The organism is Rhizobium sp. ERR 942 (assembly GCF_007828395.1).
In the GTDB taxonomy this organism is placed as follows: domain Bacteria; phylum Pseudomonadota; class Alphaproteobacteria; order Rhizobiales; family Rhizobiaceae; genus Rhizobium; species Rhizobium dioscoreae.
The window spans coordinates 115,117-131,133 of the sequence record NZ_VIUA01000004.1 but is presented as its reverse complement, the minus strand read 5'-3'; the positions used below and the strand labels follow the sequence as shown (position 1 = coordinate 131,133).

At 60.2% G+C, this 16,017-nt stretch carries 14 protein-coding genes; 5 read left to right on the top strand and 9 right to left on the bottom strand.

Features of this window, described 5'->3' with window-relative positions; all coding sequences use genetic code 11:
- Position 1 precedes the first annotated feature (1 nt).
- Together kdgD and FBZ97_RS17530 are read left to right on the top strand one after the other, a co-directional pair.
- On the top strand, positions 2 to 910 hold the full coding sequence (kdgD, locus tag FBZ97_RS17535; RefSeq protein WP_145321484.1) for a 5-dehydro-4-deoxyglucarate dehydratase: 909 nt from the start codon (positions 2 to 4) through the stop codon (positions 908 to 910).
- A 566-nt stretch (positions 911 to 1,476) separates the two neighbouring features.
- The gene (locus FBZ97_RS17530; protein ID WP_113353220.1) at positions 1,477 to 1,902 is read left to right on the top strand and encodes a DUF4168 domain-containing protein; all 426 of its coding nucleotides are present in this window, start codon (positions 1,477 to 1,479) and stop codon (positions 1,900 to 1,902) included.
- A 104-nt stretch (positions 1,903 to 2,006) separates the two neighbouring features.
- On the opposite strand, the gene FBZ97_RS17525 is transcribed toward FBZ97_RS17530, so the two are convergent.
- The 6 genes from FBZ97_RS17525 to FBZ97_RS17500 all read right to left on the bottom strand — a co-directional run bounded on the left by FBZ97_RS17525 (position 2,007) and on the right by FBZ97_RS17500 (position 8,318).
- Positions 2,007 to 2,831 (bottom strand): hypothetical protein, encoded by an 825-nt coding sequence (locus tag FBZ97_RS17525; RefSeq protein WP_145321486.1) that lies wholly within the window; start codon positions 2,829 to 2,831, stop codon positions 2,007 to 2,009.
- Positions 2,828 to 3,955 (bottom strand): LysM peptidoglycan-binding domain-containing protein, encoded by a 1,128-nt coding sequence (locus FBZ97_RS17520; protein WP_113420777.1) that lies wholly within the window; start codon positions 3,953 to 3,955, stop codon positions 2,828 to 2,830. The genes FBZ97_RS17525 and FBZ97_RS17520 overlap by 4 nt, the downstream gene beginning before the upstream one ends.
- A gap of 961 nt (positions 3,956 to 4,916) precedes the next feature.
- Positions 4,917 to 5,948, bottom strand: a complete 1,032-nt coding sequence (locus FBZ97_RS17515; RefSeq protein ID WP_145321488.1) for an ABC transporter substrate-binding protein — start codon at positions 5,946 to 5,948, stop codon at positions 4,917 to 4,919.
- A gap of 31 nt (positions 5,949 to 5,979) precedes the next feature.
- A complete protein-coding gene (locus tag FBZ97_RS17510) occupies positions 5,980 to 6,750 on the bottom strand; it encodes an ABC transporter permease (RefSeq protein ID WP_113353216.1) in 771 nt (256 codons plus the stop codon).
- Positions 6,747 to 7,565 carry an ABC transporter ATP-binding protein gene (locus FBZ97_RS17505; protein WP_113353215.1) on the bottom strand — a complete coding sequence of 273 codons (819 nt, stop codon included), beginning with the start codon at positions 7,563 to 7,565 and terminating at the stop codon, positions 6,747 to 6,749. Before FBZ97_RS17505 ends, FBZ97_RS17510 begins: the two co-directional genes overlap by 4 nt.
- 192 nt (positions 7,566 to 7,757) lie before the next feature.
- Positions 7,758 to 8,318: a type 1 glutamine amidotransferase domain-containing protein gene (locus tag FBZ97_RS17500; protein WP_113395066.1), complete on the bottom strand. Its 561-nt coding sequence runs from the start codon at positions 8,316 to 8,318 to the stop codon at positions 7,758 to 7,760.
- Positions 8,319 to 8,451: 133 nt separating this feature from the next.
- Here FBZ97_RS17500 and FBZ97_RS17495 point away from each other — a divergent pair, with 133 nt between their 5' ends.
- On the top strand, positions 8,452 to 8,949 hold the full coding sequence (locus FBZ97_RS17495) for a cupin domain-containing protein (RefSeq protein WP_145321490.1): 498 nt from the start codon (positions 8,452 to 8,454) through the stop codon (positions 8,947 to 8,949).
- 19 nt (positions 8,950 to 8,968) lie between these two features.
- Here the strand turns inward: FBZ97_RS17495 and FBZ97_RS17490 are convergent, their stop codons facing one another.
- The gene (locus tag FBZ97_RS17490) at positions 8,969 to 9,667 is read right to left on the bottom strand and encodes an isoprenylcysteine carboxylmethyltransferase family protein (protein WP_173002526.1); all 699 of its coding nucleotides are present in this window, start codon (positions 9,665 to 9,667) and stop codon (positions 8,969 to 8,971) included.
- 159 nt (positions 9,668 to 9,826) lie between these two features.
- Between FBZ97_RS17490 and FBZ97_RS17485 the strand changes: the two genes are divergently transcribed.
- Positions 9,827 to 10,774 (top strand): bile acid:sodium symporter family protein, encoded by a 948-nt coding sequence (locus tag FBZ97_RS17485; protein WP_145321492.1) that lies wholly within the window; start codon positions 9,827 to 9,829, stop codon positions 10,772 to 10,774.
- Positions 10,775 to 10,851: 77 nt separating this feature from the next.
- Here the strand turns inward: FBZ97_RS17485 and FBZ97_RS17480 are convergent, their stop codons facing one another.
- Together FBZ97_RS17480 and FBZ97_RS17475 are read right to left on the bottom strand one after the other, a co-directional pair.
- A complete protein-coding gene (locus FBZ97_RS17480; RefSeq protein ID WP_145321494.1) occupies positions 10,852 to 11,469 on the bottom strand; it encodes a 4'-phosphopantetheinyl transferase superfamily protein in 618 nt (205 codons plus the stop codon).
- A 7-nt stretch (positions 11,470 to 11,476) separates the two neighbouring features.
- Complete coding sequence (locus FBZ97_RS17475) at positions 11,477 to 15,520, bottom strand: Pls/PosA family non-ribosomal peptide synthetase (RefSeq protein WP_145321496.1); 4,044 nt, start codon at positions 15,518 to 15,520, stop codon at positions 11,477 to 11,479.
- A 178-nt stretch (positions 15,521 to 15,698) separates the two neighbouring features.
- Here FBZ97_RS17475 and FBZ97_RS17470 point away from each other — a divergent pair, with 178 nt between their 5' ends.
- Positions 15,699 to 16,016 (top strand): hypothetical protein, encoded by a 318-nt coding sequence (locus FBZ97_RS17470; RefSeq protein ID WP_246661791.1) that lies wholly within the window; start codon positions 15,699 to 15,701, stop codon positions 16,014 to 16,016.
- The last annotated feature ends 1 nt before the right edge of the window (position 16,017 follow it).

Genomic DNA, 16,017 nt, shown 5'->3' with positions numbered 1-16,017 from the left:
TATGAACCCGATTGAACTGAAAAAGGCGGTTGGCAGCGGTCTGCTGTCCTTTCCCGTCACTCATTTCGACAGCGACCTGAAATTCGACGAGGCGAAGTACCGCCGCCATGTCGAGTGGCTGGCAGGCTATGATGCCGCCGCTCTTTTTGCCGCCGGCGGAACCGGCGAGTTCTTCTCCCTCAACCCCGCCGAAATCCCGCAGGTCGTTCGCGCCGCAAAGGCATCCGCGGGCAATACGCCGATCATCTCAGGCACGGGCTATGGCACGTCGCTTGCCATCGAGATCGCCAAGGCAGCCGAGAAGGCGGGGGCGGACGGTCTGCTGCTCCTGCCGCCTTATCTCATGTTCGCCGAACAGGCCGGCCTGATCGCTCATGTCAAGGCTGTATGCCAATCCGTCGGAATAGGCGTCATCGTTTACAACCGTGACAATGCGGTGCTCAGCACCGACAGCATCGCACGGCTTACCGACGAGTGCCCCAATCTCATCGGCTACAAGGACGGGGTCGGTGAGGTCGACAAGGTGATCGAGATCACCACGACCCTCAAGGACCGTCTCGTCTATGTCGGCGGCATGCCGACCCATGAAGTCTATGCCCAAGCCTATTTCGCCGCAGGCGTCACGACCTATTCCTCCGCCGTCTTCAATTTCATTCCCGCGCTTGCCCAGCGTTTCTACAGCGCGTTGCGGGGCGGAGATCAGGCAACGGTCGATGAAATCCTCACGGGCTTCTTCTTCCCGTTCGTCGCCCTGCGCAATCGAAAGAAGGGCTATGCGGTCTCGATCATCAAGGCCGGCTTGCATGTTCTCGGCAAGGATCCAGGTCCTGTGCGCCCACCGCTGACCGATCTGACGCCGGAGGAACTGGCAGCGCTCGCAAAGATCATCGAGGCGGCCAAGGCCGCGTGAGGCTCAGCCAGGCACATGCGAACGATCGTCGGCAATGCTGGCGATCCCGCTTTGCGGGGGGAAGATACTCGTGATTAGCTTGCCGTCTCGAATTTTTATCGAGATGATGGCCACCTCGGCAATGCTTGCATCTACACATGTCTGTTTGCCAGACATTCGTCCATGCCATGACTAGTCAAATGGCGTGCTCATGCTAATCGACTATTATTCCGTCGACATCGCGCGAACTGGGTCGAAATCGTCACCCATCCCCGATGAGGGACAAAGATCACGGCTGCTTCGTCTCGCGGAGAGGCGTGGTGGCCGTGTAGTCAGCGGTCCGCCTGTCACACCGACCGATTCTTTAGACCAATGACGTCATGGATACGCGATAAGCAATCGCCATGAAGCTGCCGCGTCATGGTCAGGGGATCGCCATGCTATTGCCTCATAGAAAACGTTTGACGGCCACATTGCCGCCGGATCGTTCCTCGACCGTAACCGGCGGCTGAATCCAATATGGTACGCCAAATTTCGCTCTACGCCATCAAAGAGGTGTTCCCCCCGCACGACCAAGAGGAATTGAGATGATGATTCGTCATATGCCCGCTGTATCGTTGACCGCTGCAGCCTTGAGCCTGATGGTTCTCAGCAATCAAGCCTTCGCACAGCAAGCAACACAAGAGCAGCAGCCTGCTCAAGCACAACAGCCCGATAGCAATGCTGCCGCTCCCACGGTCAGCGATCAAAAAATAGAGGCTTTTGCGGTCGCTTATCTCCAGGTGGATAAGATCAGGCAGGAATATTCGGCCAAGATCGGCGCGACACAGGATCCGACCGCGAAACAACAGCTGCAGACCGAGGCAAGCAAGCAGATGGTGCAGGCCGTTCAGACCTCTCCTGGGATGTCGGTAGACGAATACAACGCAATTCTAACGGCTGCAAAGAAGGATCCTGTACTCGTTAAGAAAGTCCAGGATAAGATTCAGAAAGCCGCACCTGCGCAACAGTAAGCGACGAAACGATCTCCACGTAATGTGATATCAGATCGATGCCGCATCTCGGCGCGGCATCGACTGCCATCTTCATCGCGATGGCGGTGAGGCGATCGGCCGGTCTATCGCACGGCCGCTTTCAGCAGGCCGTTGCGAGCGAAGGTCTCGCGCAGCCGCTCGTCGACGGCGATGTAGGAATCGAGTGTCAGCGCGAGCTTTTTTGCAATGAGCGGTAAGCTTTCGGCCAGCTTTATCAGACGCTCCGGATCGGAAAACACGATCTCTGCATAGGTATTGAAGTCATTCTCCGAGGTCGTCGCGCCATAGGCGGAGAGAAAGCCGGTTTCCACCGGTGGAGCGGTCTGGCCATTGCGAGCGATCTGATCGGTCGCACTGTTCTGAAATTGCCATCCGGCTGGCTCGAGCGCGGTGAAGGACCGTTGCAGGGCATCATTGCGGAGCCAGATGAAGGAACTTGTTTCGTGGTGCACGCCAAGCTCCGCGGTCAGCTGACGCGTCTCGGCCGATACGTTGGAGGGTGCGGCGAGAAATATCCAGTCCTGCCCATAGGTGCCGCCCGCTTCGGCGCCGTCGATCAAAATCTTGCCGGCGATGAAGATCGCCTTGATGATCCGGCCGAGACATTGATCCGGATAAGCTTCGAAAGCCCTGGCAATGCCGCGCAGCGAGTCCTTCACGGCGGTGCGGTCGGCAGGGCTCAACACGACGCCCTCTACCGGCGCGTCGGCGGGTAGATAGGGTGGCACGTAGAAGGTTGACGGATCGCCAAAGCCGATCGTCAGGCCCTGTTGCTGGCCAAGCTTGGCCGCATAAGCATCAGCATCGGCAATGGTATCCTCTTTCGGTGTAGATCGGCCGAGAAGGTAGGAACCGCTCCCGGCCAGAACCACCGCTGCGCCAAGTAGAAGACGCCGGGAGACAATCAATGTGCCAGTCCAACCCGGGCGCCGACATGCACGGCGGCTGGAACCGCGGCGCGTGGCAGGGCTGTGGTGGCCGCACCCCGAAGCATGGCGAGGCCGCGCGTCAGCGAGGCGCCGGCGGCCGCGAAGGAGGCCGGATCATCGGCGACGCCGACGCCGCCGGAGAAGAAATCCTCGACGAGGGTGCCGACGACAATGACGCCAGCACCGATGACCAGGCCGGTGCCGATGACGCGGCTCCAGTTTGTTCCTTCATCGGGCTCGCGGATACGCACCGCGTCACGCACGGCCTGCGGCGAAGGCGCAGACGGAGGAATCTGTGCTTTAGGCGTGATCAGAATCACAAAGGCCACGCTCATCGCGACATAGTGGAACGGGCCGATCCTGCCCTGCAGCTTGGGGAAGCGGACCTCGGCACGCAGCTTCGGGATCGGGCTGCCGGAGCTGAACTCGACGCCAACCGCGGTGGCGGCCGCGTTGGGCGTCGTGCTCTGGCTGACCAGCATCGAGCGCACTGTCACTTCCTTTTTCTTCGAATCGTAGATGAAGCGGGTGTCGCCAATGAGCTGGCCGAAAGCGACGTTGGCCTGCTGCGAAATCTGCGTTTCCAGCCGTCCGCCATTGCTCACATAGGTCGCCGGGTAGCGCTTGTCCGTCATCAGGACGACATCGCCGGTCATGCGGAACTCGATCGTCGCCGTCGGGGTCTCAATGACGGGCATTGTCAGATCATTCAAGCGGTACTTGATCGAGATCGGCGAATAGACGTGCGGCAACTCCTTCTTCAGTTCCGTAGCCGGGTTGCCGGTGCGAAGCGGCTGCGGCGAGGCTGAATGCGGCGCCGAAGTGGCGGCGGATGTCGAGGGATTATGATGCTGCGAAATATGCGGTGTATGGTTATGGCCGTTGCTGCCATGCTCGCGCTGACCTGGCAGAACGGGGATCAAAATTGTGCTGCCGGTATGGATCAAATCCGGATCGGGGATTCCATGTCCGGTGGTGCGAATGACATCGCGGCGGTTGTTATAGCGCCAGATACGCGGCCATTGCGCACCATGGCCGAGATGCTCGTGGGCGATAGACCAGAGCGTATCGCCCGCCTTGATCTGATATCGTGTGCCGATCATATTTTTCCCCCGTGTGTTGCTTTACGGAATAGGGTAGTTGGCTGGTGCGCCTGTCAACGCCGTATCAGGTTTTCGCTATCGTCATATGACAATGAGATTACTAATCATACATGACGTAGAGATATTCCACCGTTAGCTGCATAAATATGATCGCGCTGCCGATGGCCGCGGCGGTAAAATCGACAGGATCGACCGTTCCAGAACGCCGAGGCTTGTCGCGGTGGCAAGCAAGTGACTTCGCTATCTGCGCCTGGCCAAGTTCGTCGTTCCGGGGCAAATCCGGAGCGAGACGCTATCGGCTATGGTGAGGTCACGGTCTGATCTGTTGGTGCCGTCGAGCTCATCATAAAAGGTCTGTCCGTCCCACACACCCACTGATTCATTTTTGTTCAGCCTCAGGTTGATATTTTCATCGCCTCCATATCCATTGAGTTGATGTATTGCGGATATTTTCCGTCGCCGTCGCTCTATGGCTGCTCGTCGGTCGCGGGAGCTGAGCCCCACCTGATGATTGACCGGCATCATCGGCCCAGGCAACGGAAATCGCGCAGGAAAGGATAAATAAGGCAATTAGGAAGGGCGCTCGAAACAGTTTGGCAAGTGAAGCCATGCCGTTGGTGCTCCATAGATTTCCGCTTGAATCCCGGCGTTTGACGACGAATGAAGCCGCCGAAAGGCACGGGCAATAAAACCTCGCTACACCTCAGATCACACTACCATGCGTGATCTAGGCGCCTGGTTGATTTTTTCGAGAGGGATGGAAGCTTTTAGTTGCCGTTATGATCGCTTGACGTGCAAGGACAGCAGCGGGCTGGATCCATAAGGCGGGAGAGCCTTCGCCACCAGCATCACGCCGGCCCACCGACGCTCGCCGATCTGATAGGGATTTTGGTTCGCTAGCCCGGGAGCCGACAGGATATGGATGTGCCCGGTCAACCGCCGGGCAGACCCATTGCTTCGGTCAAATCTTTGCAGCCTTGGCGAAAGTCGGATCGAATGTCTTCTCGAAGGGTACGTCGGCATTGGCGAGTTCGGGATCGAGCGTCTTCAACACGCCCATCATGGACTTATAGCCTTCCGGTGTGACCATGCCGTCCGGGGAATACATTTCCTTGGAATTCTTGAATGCCTGCATGTAGAGGTCACGATTGCCGAGTAGATATTCCTCCGGAACGACGCCGGCGGCATCTTCGGGGCTTGCTGTCGCGATCCATTTCAGGGCCTTCATGAAGGCGTTGACCGTCTTTTGCGTGGTGATTGGGTTCTCTTTCGCAAATTCGCGCTTGATGTAGACGGTCGCGGCCGGGTTCGGACTACCGAAAAGCGCACGTGTACCGGCCTCGGTGCGCGTATCCAGAAGCACCGTGACGTCGCCATCATACTGCAACTGCGCGATGACCGGATCGAGATGGGAAAGGCCGTCGATCTGACCGCTCTTGACCGCGGCAACGGCGCCGGCCCCGCCGCCGACGCCGATCAGCGACGCATCGTCCGTCTTCAGTCCGTTCTTCAGCATGGCATATTGGAACATGAGCGCCGTCGAGGAGCCTGGCGCGGTGACGCCGATCTTGCGGCCCTTCATGTCCGCCATCGACTTGATCTCGCCGGCGAGGTCCTTGCGCACGGCGATGACGATGCCGGGGAAGCGGCCAAGATTGCAGATCGCGACGATATCCTGACCCTTGTTCTGCATGCGGATCGTATGTTCATAGGCGCCGGCGACGACATCGAGGGAGCCGCCGATCAGTCCCTCCAGCGACTTCGAACCGCCGGCGAAATCATTGATGGTGACGTTGAGACCCTCTTCCTTGAAGAAGCCCTTCCGTTCGGCGATCGTCAGGGGCAGATAATAGAGCAGCGGCTTGCCGCCGACGCCGATCAACAGGTCCGGCTTTTCCGGCTTCGCATCCTGCGCCACCGCCGGCAGAATCCCCGCAAGCGAAGCGCCGATTCCAAAGCTCGCGGTCCCGATCAGAAATGTCCTGCGTTCCATAGTTTTTCCTCCACGTCTCCGTTTCGTTGCGCTACTGGCCGCGCCAGGCAAGCAGCCGTCGTTCGACCATCGTCATGACCCAATCCACCAGCAGGACGAAAGCGGTCAGAACCGCCATGCCCGCAAAGACGCCCGTCACATCAAAGACACCCTCGGCCTGCTGGATGAGGTAGCCGAGACCAGCGGCGGAACCGAGATATTCGCCGACGACCGCACCGACAACGGCAAAGCCGACCGAAGTATGCAGGCTGGAAAACACCCAGGAAAGCGCGGAGGGCAGATAGACATGGCGCAGCAGCTGCCGCTCGTTCATTCCAAGCATGCGGGCATTGGACAGCACCGGCTGGCTGACTTCCTTGACACCCTGGTAGACGTTGAAAAAGACGATGAAGAAGACGAGCGTGATGCCGAGCGCCACCTTGGACCAGATGCCGAGGCCGAACCACAACGCGAAGATCGGTGCCAGCACGACACGGGGCAGTGCATTCGCCGCCTTCACATAAGGGTCGAAGACTGCCGCGATCAGCGGCCGGCGGGCGAACCAGAAGCCGAAGACGACGCCGCCGAAGGCGCCGAGCAGGAAGGCCAGGATCGATTCCGATAGCGTGATCCAGAGATGATACCAGATCGATCCGCTGGCGAACCATTGGATCACACGTTGCGCGACCTTGAGCGGATCGGCAAAGAAGAAGGATATGGTCTTCGGATTGCCGAAGAGGCCGGTATTCGTCGCCAGATGCCAGAGGACCAGAATGACCAGCGCCACCAGGATCTGTAGCAGGAGAAGGAGGGAGCGGTTCATGCGATCTCTCCGCTGCTCTGGCGATAGGCGGTCATCACCTCGTCGCGCAGCGCCTGCCAGATATCACGATGAAGCTGGTTGAAAACGGGATCGTGCCGGATCTCGCCGATTTCGCGAGGCCGTTCCAGCGGCACCTTGAAGTCACCGATAATGCGGGACTTCGGACCGGCGGACATGATGACGACACGGTCGGCAAGGGCGATCGCCTCATCGAGATCGTGCGTGACGAACATCACGGCTTTGCGGTCCTCGGACCAGAGTTTCAGCAGGAGGTCGCCCATGATCAGGCGGGTCTGCGCATCGAGCGGACCGAATGGTTCGTCCATCAGGAGCAGTTTGGGATTGCGGATGAGCACCTGGGCAAGACCGACCCGCTTGCGTTGGCCGCCCGAGAGCATGCGCGGGAAACGATCGGCAAATGTGGCAAGGCCGACGCGTCCCAACCAATCCCGCGCAATCCTTCTTGCCTCGGCAGTATCCGTTCCCGTGATCTCTAGTCCGATCGCAACATTCTCGAGAACCGTTTTCCATGGCATCAGCGAATCCTGCTGGAAGAGATAGCCTGCCTGGCGGTTGATGGATTTCAGGGGCTGGCCGAAGACTTCGACCGTCCCTGACGCGGGCGTCAAAAGCCCCGCCGTCGCATTGAGAAGTGTGGATTTGCCGCAGCCCGTCGGGCCGACAATAGCCACGAACTCATGCGCCTCAACATTCAGATTGGTCGCCGCTACGGCGTCGAACCGTGTCTTGCCGGCCATTTCAAAGGAAATCGCCACCTGTTTCAGGCTGACCGCCCTCACAGCCTCCATCGTCATGCCCTGCTTTCCTCCCCGATATCCGTCTACCTCCGGCGGGCATCAGGCATCGTCATGTTCAGCCAACAGATCAAAGCAAGCGCGACCAGTCAATATGCGGATTGGCTGAGCTATCGTTCTGCTACAGGGAAAGGATGCGAAAGCCCCGGCAGATGCTGTCGGGGCTTGGCAAGTTTCGCAGGGATCGGGTGGTCAGGCTGCGCGCCGGTGGTGCCGGCCCTCCTGAACCTCCTCGACGATCTTGTCTACGAAGGCGGGAAGATCGTCGGGCGACCTAGATGTGATGATGCCTTCATCAGTCACGACCTTTTCGTCCTTCCAGGTTGCGCCGGCATTTTTGACGTCCGTCTTGATGGACCAGTAGGAGGTTGCCTGGCGCCCACGCAACGCGTCGGCTTCAGCGAGCAGCCAGGGCGCGTGGCATATGGCGGCGACCACCTTGCCGGAATTCAGGAAATCACGGACGACCCGCATGGCATCGCCATCCATGCGCAGCTTGTCGGGATTGATCTGGCCACCCGGCAGCACCAGCGCATCGAACTGGTTCACGTCGACATCCTTAGCGATGATATCGACCTCAACGCTGTCGCCCCAATCGGTCTTGTCCCAGCTCTTGATGCTGTCCTTCTTGATGGAGGCAACCTTGACATCGGCGCCACGCTTCCTGAGTTCGTCGAGGGGAACGCGAAGTTCTGAACGTTCGTAGCCGTCGGTCGCCAGAATGAGGATATGTGCGGAATTGATGGAAGGCATGATCTATCCTTTCGCTGTATCGTTGATCGGAACGCCCGTTTCCAAACCCCAGCCGCAGGCAATCGTTCCCCGGCTTTGTGGGAACCGCAGCGCGATCCCGCGGTTATGATGGAAATCGACAGGGAGAGATCGGATGGAGCAGGCAATCAAATTCGAGCAGTCCGGCTGGATCCCGAATAATCAGCGATTTCCTGTGATCGTCTATCGGCAGGTGCTCGATGGCCCCGACCGAGCTGAGAGTTTCGAACGGCTCTTTCGAACCAATGGCTGGGGCGGCCTCTGGCGAAATGGCGTCTATCCCTTTCACCATTTTCATTCCACGGCGCACGAAATATTGGGCGTTGCGGCAGGTCGGGCCCGGCTGATGATCGGCGGACCCAGCGGCAAGGAAATCACGGTCGAGGCCGGCGATGCCCTGCTGCTACCGGCCGGAACCGGCCATTGCCGGCTGGAGGCGAGCGAAGACCTGCTCGTGATCGGCGGCTATCCTCCCGGTCAGGAGGCCGATCTCTGCCGGGAAATGCCCACGGCCGAGCAGCAGGCGATGATCGAAAAACTTGGCGTGCCCGCAAGGGATCCATTGAAAGGAGGGGCCGGTGGCCTCCTCTCTCTATGGCATGGCAAAGCCTAGCGCCGGCCGAAATCGAGCATTACCAGACACCCGGCAGCAATCGGAACCGCACGCGCCCGGCATAATCGGCATAACCCTCGAGTTCCGCCTGCAGCAGGGCGTCCTCCCAGCTGGTACGCAGAATCAGTACCCCGCTTGCCCAAGCGGCTGGGATTAAAGCCCACCAGGAACCGAGCGCCAGCGCCAGCCCTGCAAATACCAAGATCGCGCTGACATAGCCCGGATGGCGCACATAGGCGTAGGGACCATTGCTGATGACATGTTGGCCGCGTTCGCGCTGGAGGCGGACACCGGGTTCAAAGAAGCGATTGACGGCCTGCGCCCATGTGCCGAGCGCAATGCCGACCGCTAGCAGGATATAACCCAGGATCACGACGGAGGTTGGCATCACCGACCATTTCATCCTGCCGGCATCCAGGGTTCCAAGCGGTATTTCGGCGATCATACCCAGGCAGATGAGCGAGACCAGAATGAGATCCCAACGTTTGGTTCCGGCCTGGAAGCGGCTGCGTGCCCTGAAGATCATGGGGTTTACGCGTCGCATGACCAGTATCGCGATCCCGTAGATTACCAGGAGGAAAACAATAAAGACCCATCCGGGCCGCCAGTCGAGGCGACCGACAGGTAAAAAGACGAGAGCAAGCAGCGCAAGCGGCAGACCGATCGCGTAGGATATGGCCTTCGTGCGGGACATGGGTTCAGGTTCGGTAACAGTCATGCAGTTGCTCCTTGCAAGGCAAACTTGCCGCGCCCTTCGGTGGATTTACGCTGCTTAGATGATGGAAGCGAACGGATCGGGCGGTTCGAAGCCTTGACACGCGATGCGCCGGGTTTAGACCGGCCGAACATCATCATGCTCCTTCCCCCCGGAGATTCCATGAAATTCCTGGCATCCTTTTCCGCCTTCGTCGGCAAGACTTTTTCCATATGGGTCATCCTGTTTGCCGCTCTCGGCTTCTTCCTGCCCGATTTCTTCAAGCAGTTCGCACCCTGGATCGTCGTCCTTCTCGGCATCATCATGTTCGGTATGGGGCTGACCATATCCGTTGACGATTTTCGCGAGCTGGCACGTCGTCCCCATGAAGTCGCGATCGGCGTCATCGCACATTTTGGCATTATGCCGGCGCTGGCACTGCTTTTGACGCGGATCATTCCGATGCCGCCGGAAGTCGCAGCCGGCGTCATTCTGGTCGGCTGCTGCCCAGGCGGCACCTCGAGCAATGTCATGACCTATCTTGCCCGTGGCGACGTGGCGCTGTCGGTCGCCTGCACGAGTGTGACGACGCTCGCAGCGCCCATCGTCACGCCGTTCCTCGTCTGGATGTTCGCGAGCCAGTATCTGCCTGTCAATGCCTGGTCGATGTTCATCAGCATCGTGCAGGTCATCATCGTGCCGCTGCTGCTTGGCGTCATCGCACAAAAGGCCGTGCCCGGCCTGGTTCGCGCGGCAATCCCGGTCCTGCCTCTCGTCAGCGTCATCGGCATCGTACTGATCGTTGCGGCTGTCGTCGGTGCATCGAAGGCAGCCATCGTGCAGTCCGGCTTGCTGATCTTCGCCGTCGTCGTCCTGCACAACGGTCTCGGCTACCTGTTCGGCTATTATGCATCGAAAGTGCTCGGGCTCAATTTCTACAAGCGCAAGGCGCTGGCGATCGAAGTGGGCATGCAGAATTCAGGCCTGGGTGCAGCGCTGGCCACAGCCTATTTCTCGCCGATCGCCGCCGTTCCGAGCGCGATCTTTTCCGTCTGGCACAATATTTCCGGTGCAACCCTGGCAAACTGGTTTTCTTCGCGCCAAGATGCGGACGCGCCGCCGCGGCCGTGAAATCTACGGGTATGGATGGGGCGCGGCTTCAACCCGCGTCGTGCCGGCCGAAATGCTTCCCATCGCTGAATCGTCGTTCAGCTCATATCCGTGGCAAGGGCGCAATAGACGGCTTGATCCACGGTTCCACCAAGTCGCGTTACGGTGAGCGCAATTGGCGGCAGCCGCGATCCGGCGCCAAGACGGATGGTCGCGCCATCGGTGCGCAGGAGGTTCAGTTGCGCCGCCAGATCGGGTTCGTCCAGCCCGTCGAAGATGCCGCGGCCGCTGATCTTCAGCGCAGCCTCCTTTGCGACCCAGAGCCGGTAGCAGACTTCCAGCGCGATCGCGCTATCGAACGTGGCAACCGCGGCCGCTTCCCTCGGCGAGAAGTGGTCGGCGGCAAAAGCGATTGGGTCGAAGCCGTCGATATCCTCGACCTCTATATCCACGCCGACAGCATTGTTGGGTGCAAAGCCCGCCAGTAGCAGATCGGTGCGATGTGAAAGCGAAACACCCAGCTCGTGATAGGGCTGCCTCAGCGCCGGCCGCTCGCTCGGTCGGCGATAGATGGAAAGATCGTCCCGCTGCGTGGCTGTTCTCAAGGCTGTTTGCGCGATCTGATCACGCTCCGCTCGTCCGCCAGGCATCGGGCGGACGAGGATGGCGATCGCATCCGCGACCGCCAGGACGACCTCTAGTCGAGGGGCAGTCATCCCACGCTCACGCCGCGGCGGAGGGCAGGGCTTCTTTCTGAGCGACGGGAGCCGGTTCCTGCTCGGTTTGAACCGCCTGGGCAGGTGCGCCGACCCACGACGTTCCTTGCGGGATGGCCTCACCCTTCATGACCAGGGTCAGCAGTCCGATATCAGCGAAATCGCCGACATTGGCCTCGTAAAGCACGGTGCTGCCCGAGCCGATCGAGACGCCGTCGCCGATCGTGATGCGGCCGACCTTCATGATGCGGTCTTCATAGAGATGGGTCTGCGGGCAGGAGCCCATATTGAGGACGGCGTGGTCGCCGATATGGGTGCAATCGAATTCGCAGATATCGGTGCTGTTGATCCATGCTCCCTGGCCGATCTTGGCGCCGAAGGGACGGAGCAGCCAGGGCAGGAACGGCGTGCCGCGCAGATAGTCGAGCAGCATCTTGCTGGCGAGACCGCCGTAGAAGACCGCGACGGCTTCGGTGCGCATGGCCCACCATGACCACATCGGCCGGTTCATCGGCTTGTAGGTACCAATCAGCGTCCATTTGAATGCGACGGCAACGAGGTAGAGGATGCCGGAGGTGGCGAGGCCGGCGGCCATCAGCGTCCAGAAAAGGCTGCCCCAGGCACCGTTGTCGATTTCGCTGGCCAGCATGTCGGACATGGCGAGTGCCATGACGATGAGGATGGCGGTCGGCAACGACGTATGCATGGCCTCGAACAGGATGCGCACAAGGCGCATGCGGAGCGGCGGTGCATAGGTGGTGTTCGCAGCCGCCTGCAGCCTCTCGCGCGTCGGGAACTGGAAGGCGGGGCTGCCGCACCAGGTTTCGCCCGACTTGACGTGCAGGGAATCGGGCAGGCGCGTCTTGATGCCGACGAGCGAATCGCTCTCGATCACCGCACCCTGCGAGATGACGGAGGAATTGCCGAAGAAGCAGCGATCGCCTGTTTTCAGGCGCTTGAGTATCATCCAGCCATTCTGGATTTCCTCGTCGCCGAAGATGGTCTCGTCACCGATGAAGTTGTCGCGGCCCATTTCGATAAGGTCGTAGCGGCCGGCGAAGTTTGCCGAGATCTCCGTGCCCTTGCCGATCTTGGCCCCCATCAGGCGGTACCAATTGCGCATGAAGACGGTGGCGTAGAGCGAATTCAGGGTTTCCAGCATGGCCTCGGTGGTCAGGCCGACGACCCATTTGCGGAAATAGAGATTGCCGAAAATGGAATAGCGACCCGGTACGACGCGAGGCAACAGTACCCATCTGAGCGCCACGACGACAGCCATCGACACGACGATCAGCAGGAAGGCGGCCGGCCAGGAGAGCGCGGCGATCATACCCCAGGACAAGGCCTCATCGGAGCCGGGCGCGTAGATCTGCTGTACGGCGGAGAACAGATAGAAGGCCGGGAAGATCGGCAGCAGGCCGACGACGAGGCTAAGATTGTAGGCAACGAAATAGGCCGCGAACTGGAAGATGCGTCCGACGGTACCGAGCTCCGGATGGGCGGGCATCTCTTCGTGCTCGGCGTGCCCGGTCTGGCGGGCGGGCGAGCCATCCCAGCGCGTATGGGCTTCAACATGGGTGCCGGCGGCAATCGCCGTCAGATCGCCGATGACGGCGCCGTCATCGATCTTGACATTGTGGCCGATGACGGAGCCGTTGCCGATCTGCACGCCTTCGCCGATATCGATCGTGCCGACATGGATCTCATTGCCGATGACTTCGACATTGGCGAGCTTGATCTTGACACCGAGGCTGGATCTCGCGCCGATGCGCACAAGGTCGATCGCGCCTTCCTCGAACTCATCGATCATCGCATCCTTGCCGACCTTGGCGCCGAGTGCGCGCATATAGACGCGGATAAGCGGCGAACCTCTCAGGAATTTCGGAGCGGTGAGCTGAACGATGCGCTGCATCAGCCAGATGCGGAAATAATAGGTGCCCCACAAGGGATAGACACCGGGCCGCGTGCGGCCGATGACAAGCCATTTGAGGGCGACGACGACCAGCTTCTCACCGAGATTGAGAGCCAGATAGACGCCGCCCAGAATGAGGATTTCATTCCAGACCGACGCGCCGTCATCGATCAGCAGGATGGAGGCGAGCAGTAGGCCGATCCATTGTAGCGTTGCGATCGCGACGATGAAGGGTAGCACCACGGCCTGAGCAAGACCGCAGAGAAAGCGCCGGCGCCAAGGAGCGGGCTCGAAATTCTTGCGCTCCTGTCCGGAAGCGCGCTCCGCGCGCTGCTCCAGGATCGCCGCGATGCCGCGCAAAGTGCGGCCGGCATAGACGTCGCGCAGGGCGATGCCCGCCAGCAGCGGGATCTTACGCACTTCGGAAACAAACCGGGCCGCCAGCATGGAATGGCCGCCGAGCTCGGTGAAGAAATCCGCCTCGAAGCTGATGGAGCGCAGCCGAAGCGCTTCCGTGGCGGCCTTGAGTAGCTGTGCTTCCGTCCATGTGCGCGGCGGCTCTTGTGCCTGGGTCGGCTGATCGCTCACCAGCGGGATGGCGGCAAGCGTCTTGCGATCGATCTTGCCGGAAGGAAGCCGCGGCAGCGAGACATGGCTATGCCAGGCGGCGGGTACCATGTAGGGCGGCAGCTTGGCTGTAAGCACGGCGCGCGCCTTGTCGCGATCGAAGCTGCTGCCCGTGGTAACGACGTGGGCAACCAGCATGTCCTCGCCATCCGGCGGACGATGCACGACGACGGATGCGGCCTTCACGTCGGGAAGCTCGCCCACGACGGTTTCGATCTCGCCGAGCTCGATGCGATAGCCGCGAATCTTGACCTGGTCGTCGATGCGCCCGAGGAAATGGAGCTGCCCTTCCTCGTCCATCAGCACGGCGTCGCCGCTGCGGTAAAGCATCGGGTCGTCATGACCGGCGAAGGGATTGGCGATGAACTTCGCGGCTGTCAGCTGCGGCAGGTTTCTGTAGCCGGCAGCGACACCCGGTCCGCCGATCAGCAATTCACCGGTATCGCCACGTGCCACGAGTTGCAGGTTTTCGTCGACGACATAGGCGGTCGTGTTGGCGATCGGCCCACCGATCGTGATCGGCCGGGATGGATCGAGTTCGGCGTAGGTTGCAACCACCGTCGTCTCGGTCGGGCCGTAGGTATTGATCAGGCGCCGGCCGGCTTTCGAAAAGCGGCTGACGATCGCCGGAGGGCAGGCTTCGCCGCCGACGATGATGACGCGCAGGCTTTCGACATCGCGCTCCAGCATGGTGAGCAGCGTCGGCACCGTGTCGATGACCGTGATCTTTTCTGCTTCCAGTACATCTGCGAGCCTGTCGAGTTCGGCCATAACGGCAGATGTCGCAACCTTCAATGTCGCGCCGACCAGATAGGGAACGAATATCTCCTCGAGCGAAAGATCGAAGGCGACCGAAGCCTGTTGAAGAACGACGTCCGATTCGACCATGCCGAGGACATCGTTGCCTGCCCGCAGATAGTGGCAGATATTCCGGTGCGTGATGACGATGCCCTTCGGCTTGCCCGTGGAGCCGGAGGTGTAGATCGCATAGGCGGGATCGTCATGCGTGGCGGCACGCGGCGCGATGCCATCATTGTCTTCTGCGAGCAGTCCCTTGAGGATCAGGGTCTGGCCGTCGAATTCGGGGGCAAGGGCCGCCTTTTCATCATGGGTCAGCAGCCATTTCGCGCCGCAATCGGCGAGGCTAACCGCCACGCGGTCGGCAGGGGCCGCTGCATCGAAGGGAATATAGGCAGCTCCGGCCTTGAGAATCGCCAAAAGTGCGACATGTAGCTCGAGGGAACGCTGGAACCACAGACCGACGAAGTCACCCGGACCAATGCCGCGACGGCTGAGCGCGCGCGCTGCCTCATCGGAGCGCCGGTCCAGTTCGGCATAGGTCATCGCCTGGTCGGTTCCGATCAGCGTGAGTGCCGTCTTGTGGGAGCTGCGGGCAACCGTTGCCTTGAAGATGTCCACCATGGTTTCATTGCGGACGAATTCAGGCCGAATGCCGCCTGAGGAAACCGAGAGGCTGGCATTTGGGGTAATCGACGAAATCTGGATAGTCATGGTAACTTCTGCGGAACGAAACTCGGCACAATCAGCGTGCCATCTGCTCATGCTTATACACCCTTCAATTTGCAGCTCTCTTACGGGCGTTGTCAGTGAATTGTAATGTTGGGAAAGCTATGCTTGGTTCGCTGCAGGGCGAGCCCTGCGTGCCAGCTCGAAAGAAGGATTGATATTGTTGCGCATATTCGGGCGAGGAGCCGGCTGGCCCCGCTGGCTGTCCGTTCTCTTGGTGGCGGTTCCGCTAAGCTTGCCAGGCATGGAGGCATTCGGTCGCATACATAACAGTGTTCTGGTCGAAGATGCCGGCAGCTTGCGGCCGCTGCGCGACATCTATGCGGTCGTTGCGCGCGAAATGCCGGGAAAGGTGCTTCGCATCAAGCGGGTTCGCCGGGCTGGGCGTCAGGCCTATGCCGTGCGCGTGTTGAAGCCGGATGGCAAACGTGGTGATATAGTGCTCGACGGCGCAACGCTTGCCGTGATCGAGAGACGCTGAG

Coding starts and splice junctions, on each gene's coding strand:
- kdgD (WP_145321484.1), top strand. CDS start 2: ATGAACCCGATTGAACTGAAAAAGGCGGTTGGCAGCGGTCTGCTGTCC.
- FBZ97_RS17530 (WP_113353220.1), top strand. CDS start 1,477: ATGATGATTCGTCATATGCCCGCTGTATCGTTGACCGCTGCAGCCTTG.
- FBZ97_RS17520 (WP_113420777.1), bottom strand. CDS start 3,955: ATGATCGGCACACGATATCAGATCAAGGCGGGCGATACGCTCTGGTCT.
- FBZ97_RS17515 (WP_145321488.1), bottom strand. CDS start 5,948: ATGGAACGCAGGACATTTCTGATCGGGACCGCGAGCTTTGGAATCGGC.
- FBZ97_RS17510 (WP_113353216.1), bottom strand. CDS start 6,750: ATGAACCGCTCCCTCCTTCTCCTGCTACAGATCCTGGTGGCGCTGGTC.
- FBZ97_RS17505 (WP_113353215.1), bottom strand. CDS start 7,565: ATGACGATGGAGGCTGTGAGGGCGGTCAGCCTGAAACAGGTGGCGATT.
- FBZ97_RS17500 (WP_113395066.1), bottom strand. CDS start 8,318: ATGCCTTCCATCAATTCCGCACATATCCTCATTCTGGCGACCGACGGC.
- FBZ97_RS17495 (WP_145321490.1), top strand. CDS start 8,452: ATGGAGCAGGCAATCAAATTCGAGCAGTCCGGCTGGATCCCGAATAAT.
- FBZ97_RS17490 (WP_173002526.1), bottom strand. CDS start 9,667: ATGACTGTTACCGAACCTGAACCCATGTCCCGCACGAAGGCCATATCC.
- FBZ97_RS17485 (WP_145321492.1), top strand. CDS start 9,827: ATGAAATTCCTGGCATCCTTTTCCGCCTTCGTCGGCAAGACTTTTTCC.
- FBZ97_RS17480 (WP_145321494.1), bottom strand. CDS start 11,469: ATGACTGCCCCTCGACTAGAGGTCGTCCTGGCGGTCGCGGATGCGATC.
- FBZ97_RS17475 (WP_145321496.1), bottom strand. CDS start 15,520: ATGACTATCCAGATTTCGTCGATTACCCCAAATGCCAGCCTCTCGGTT.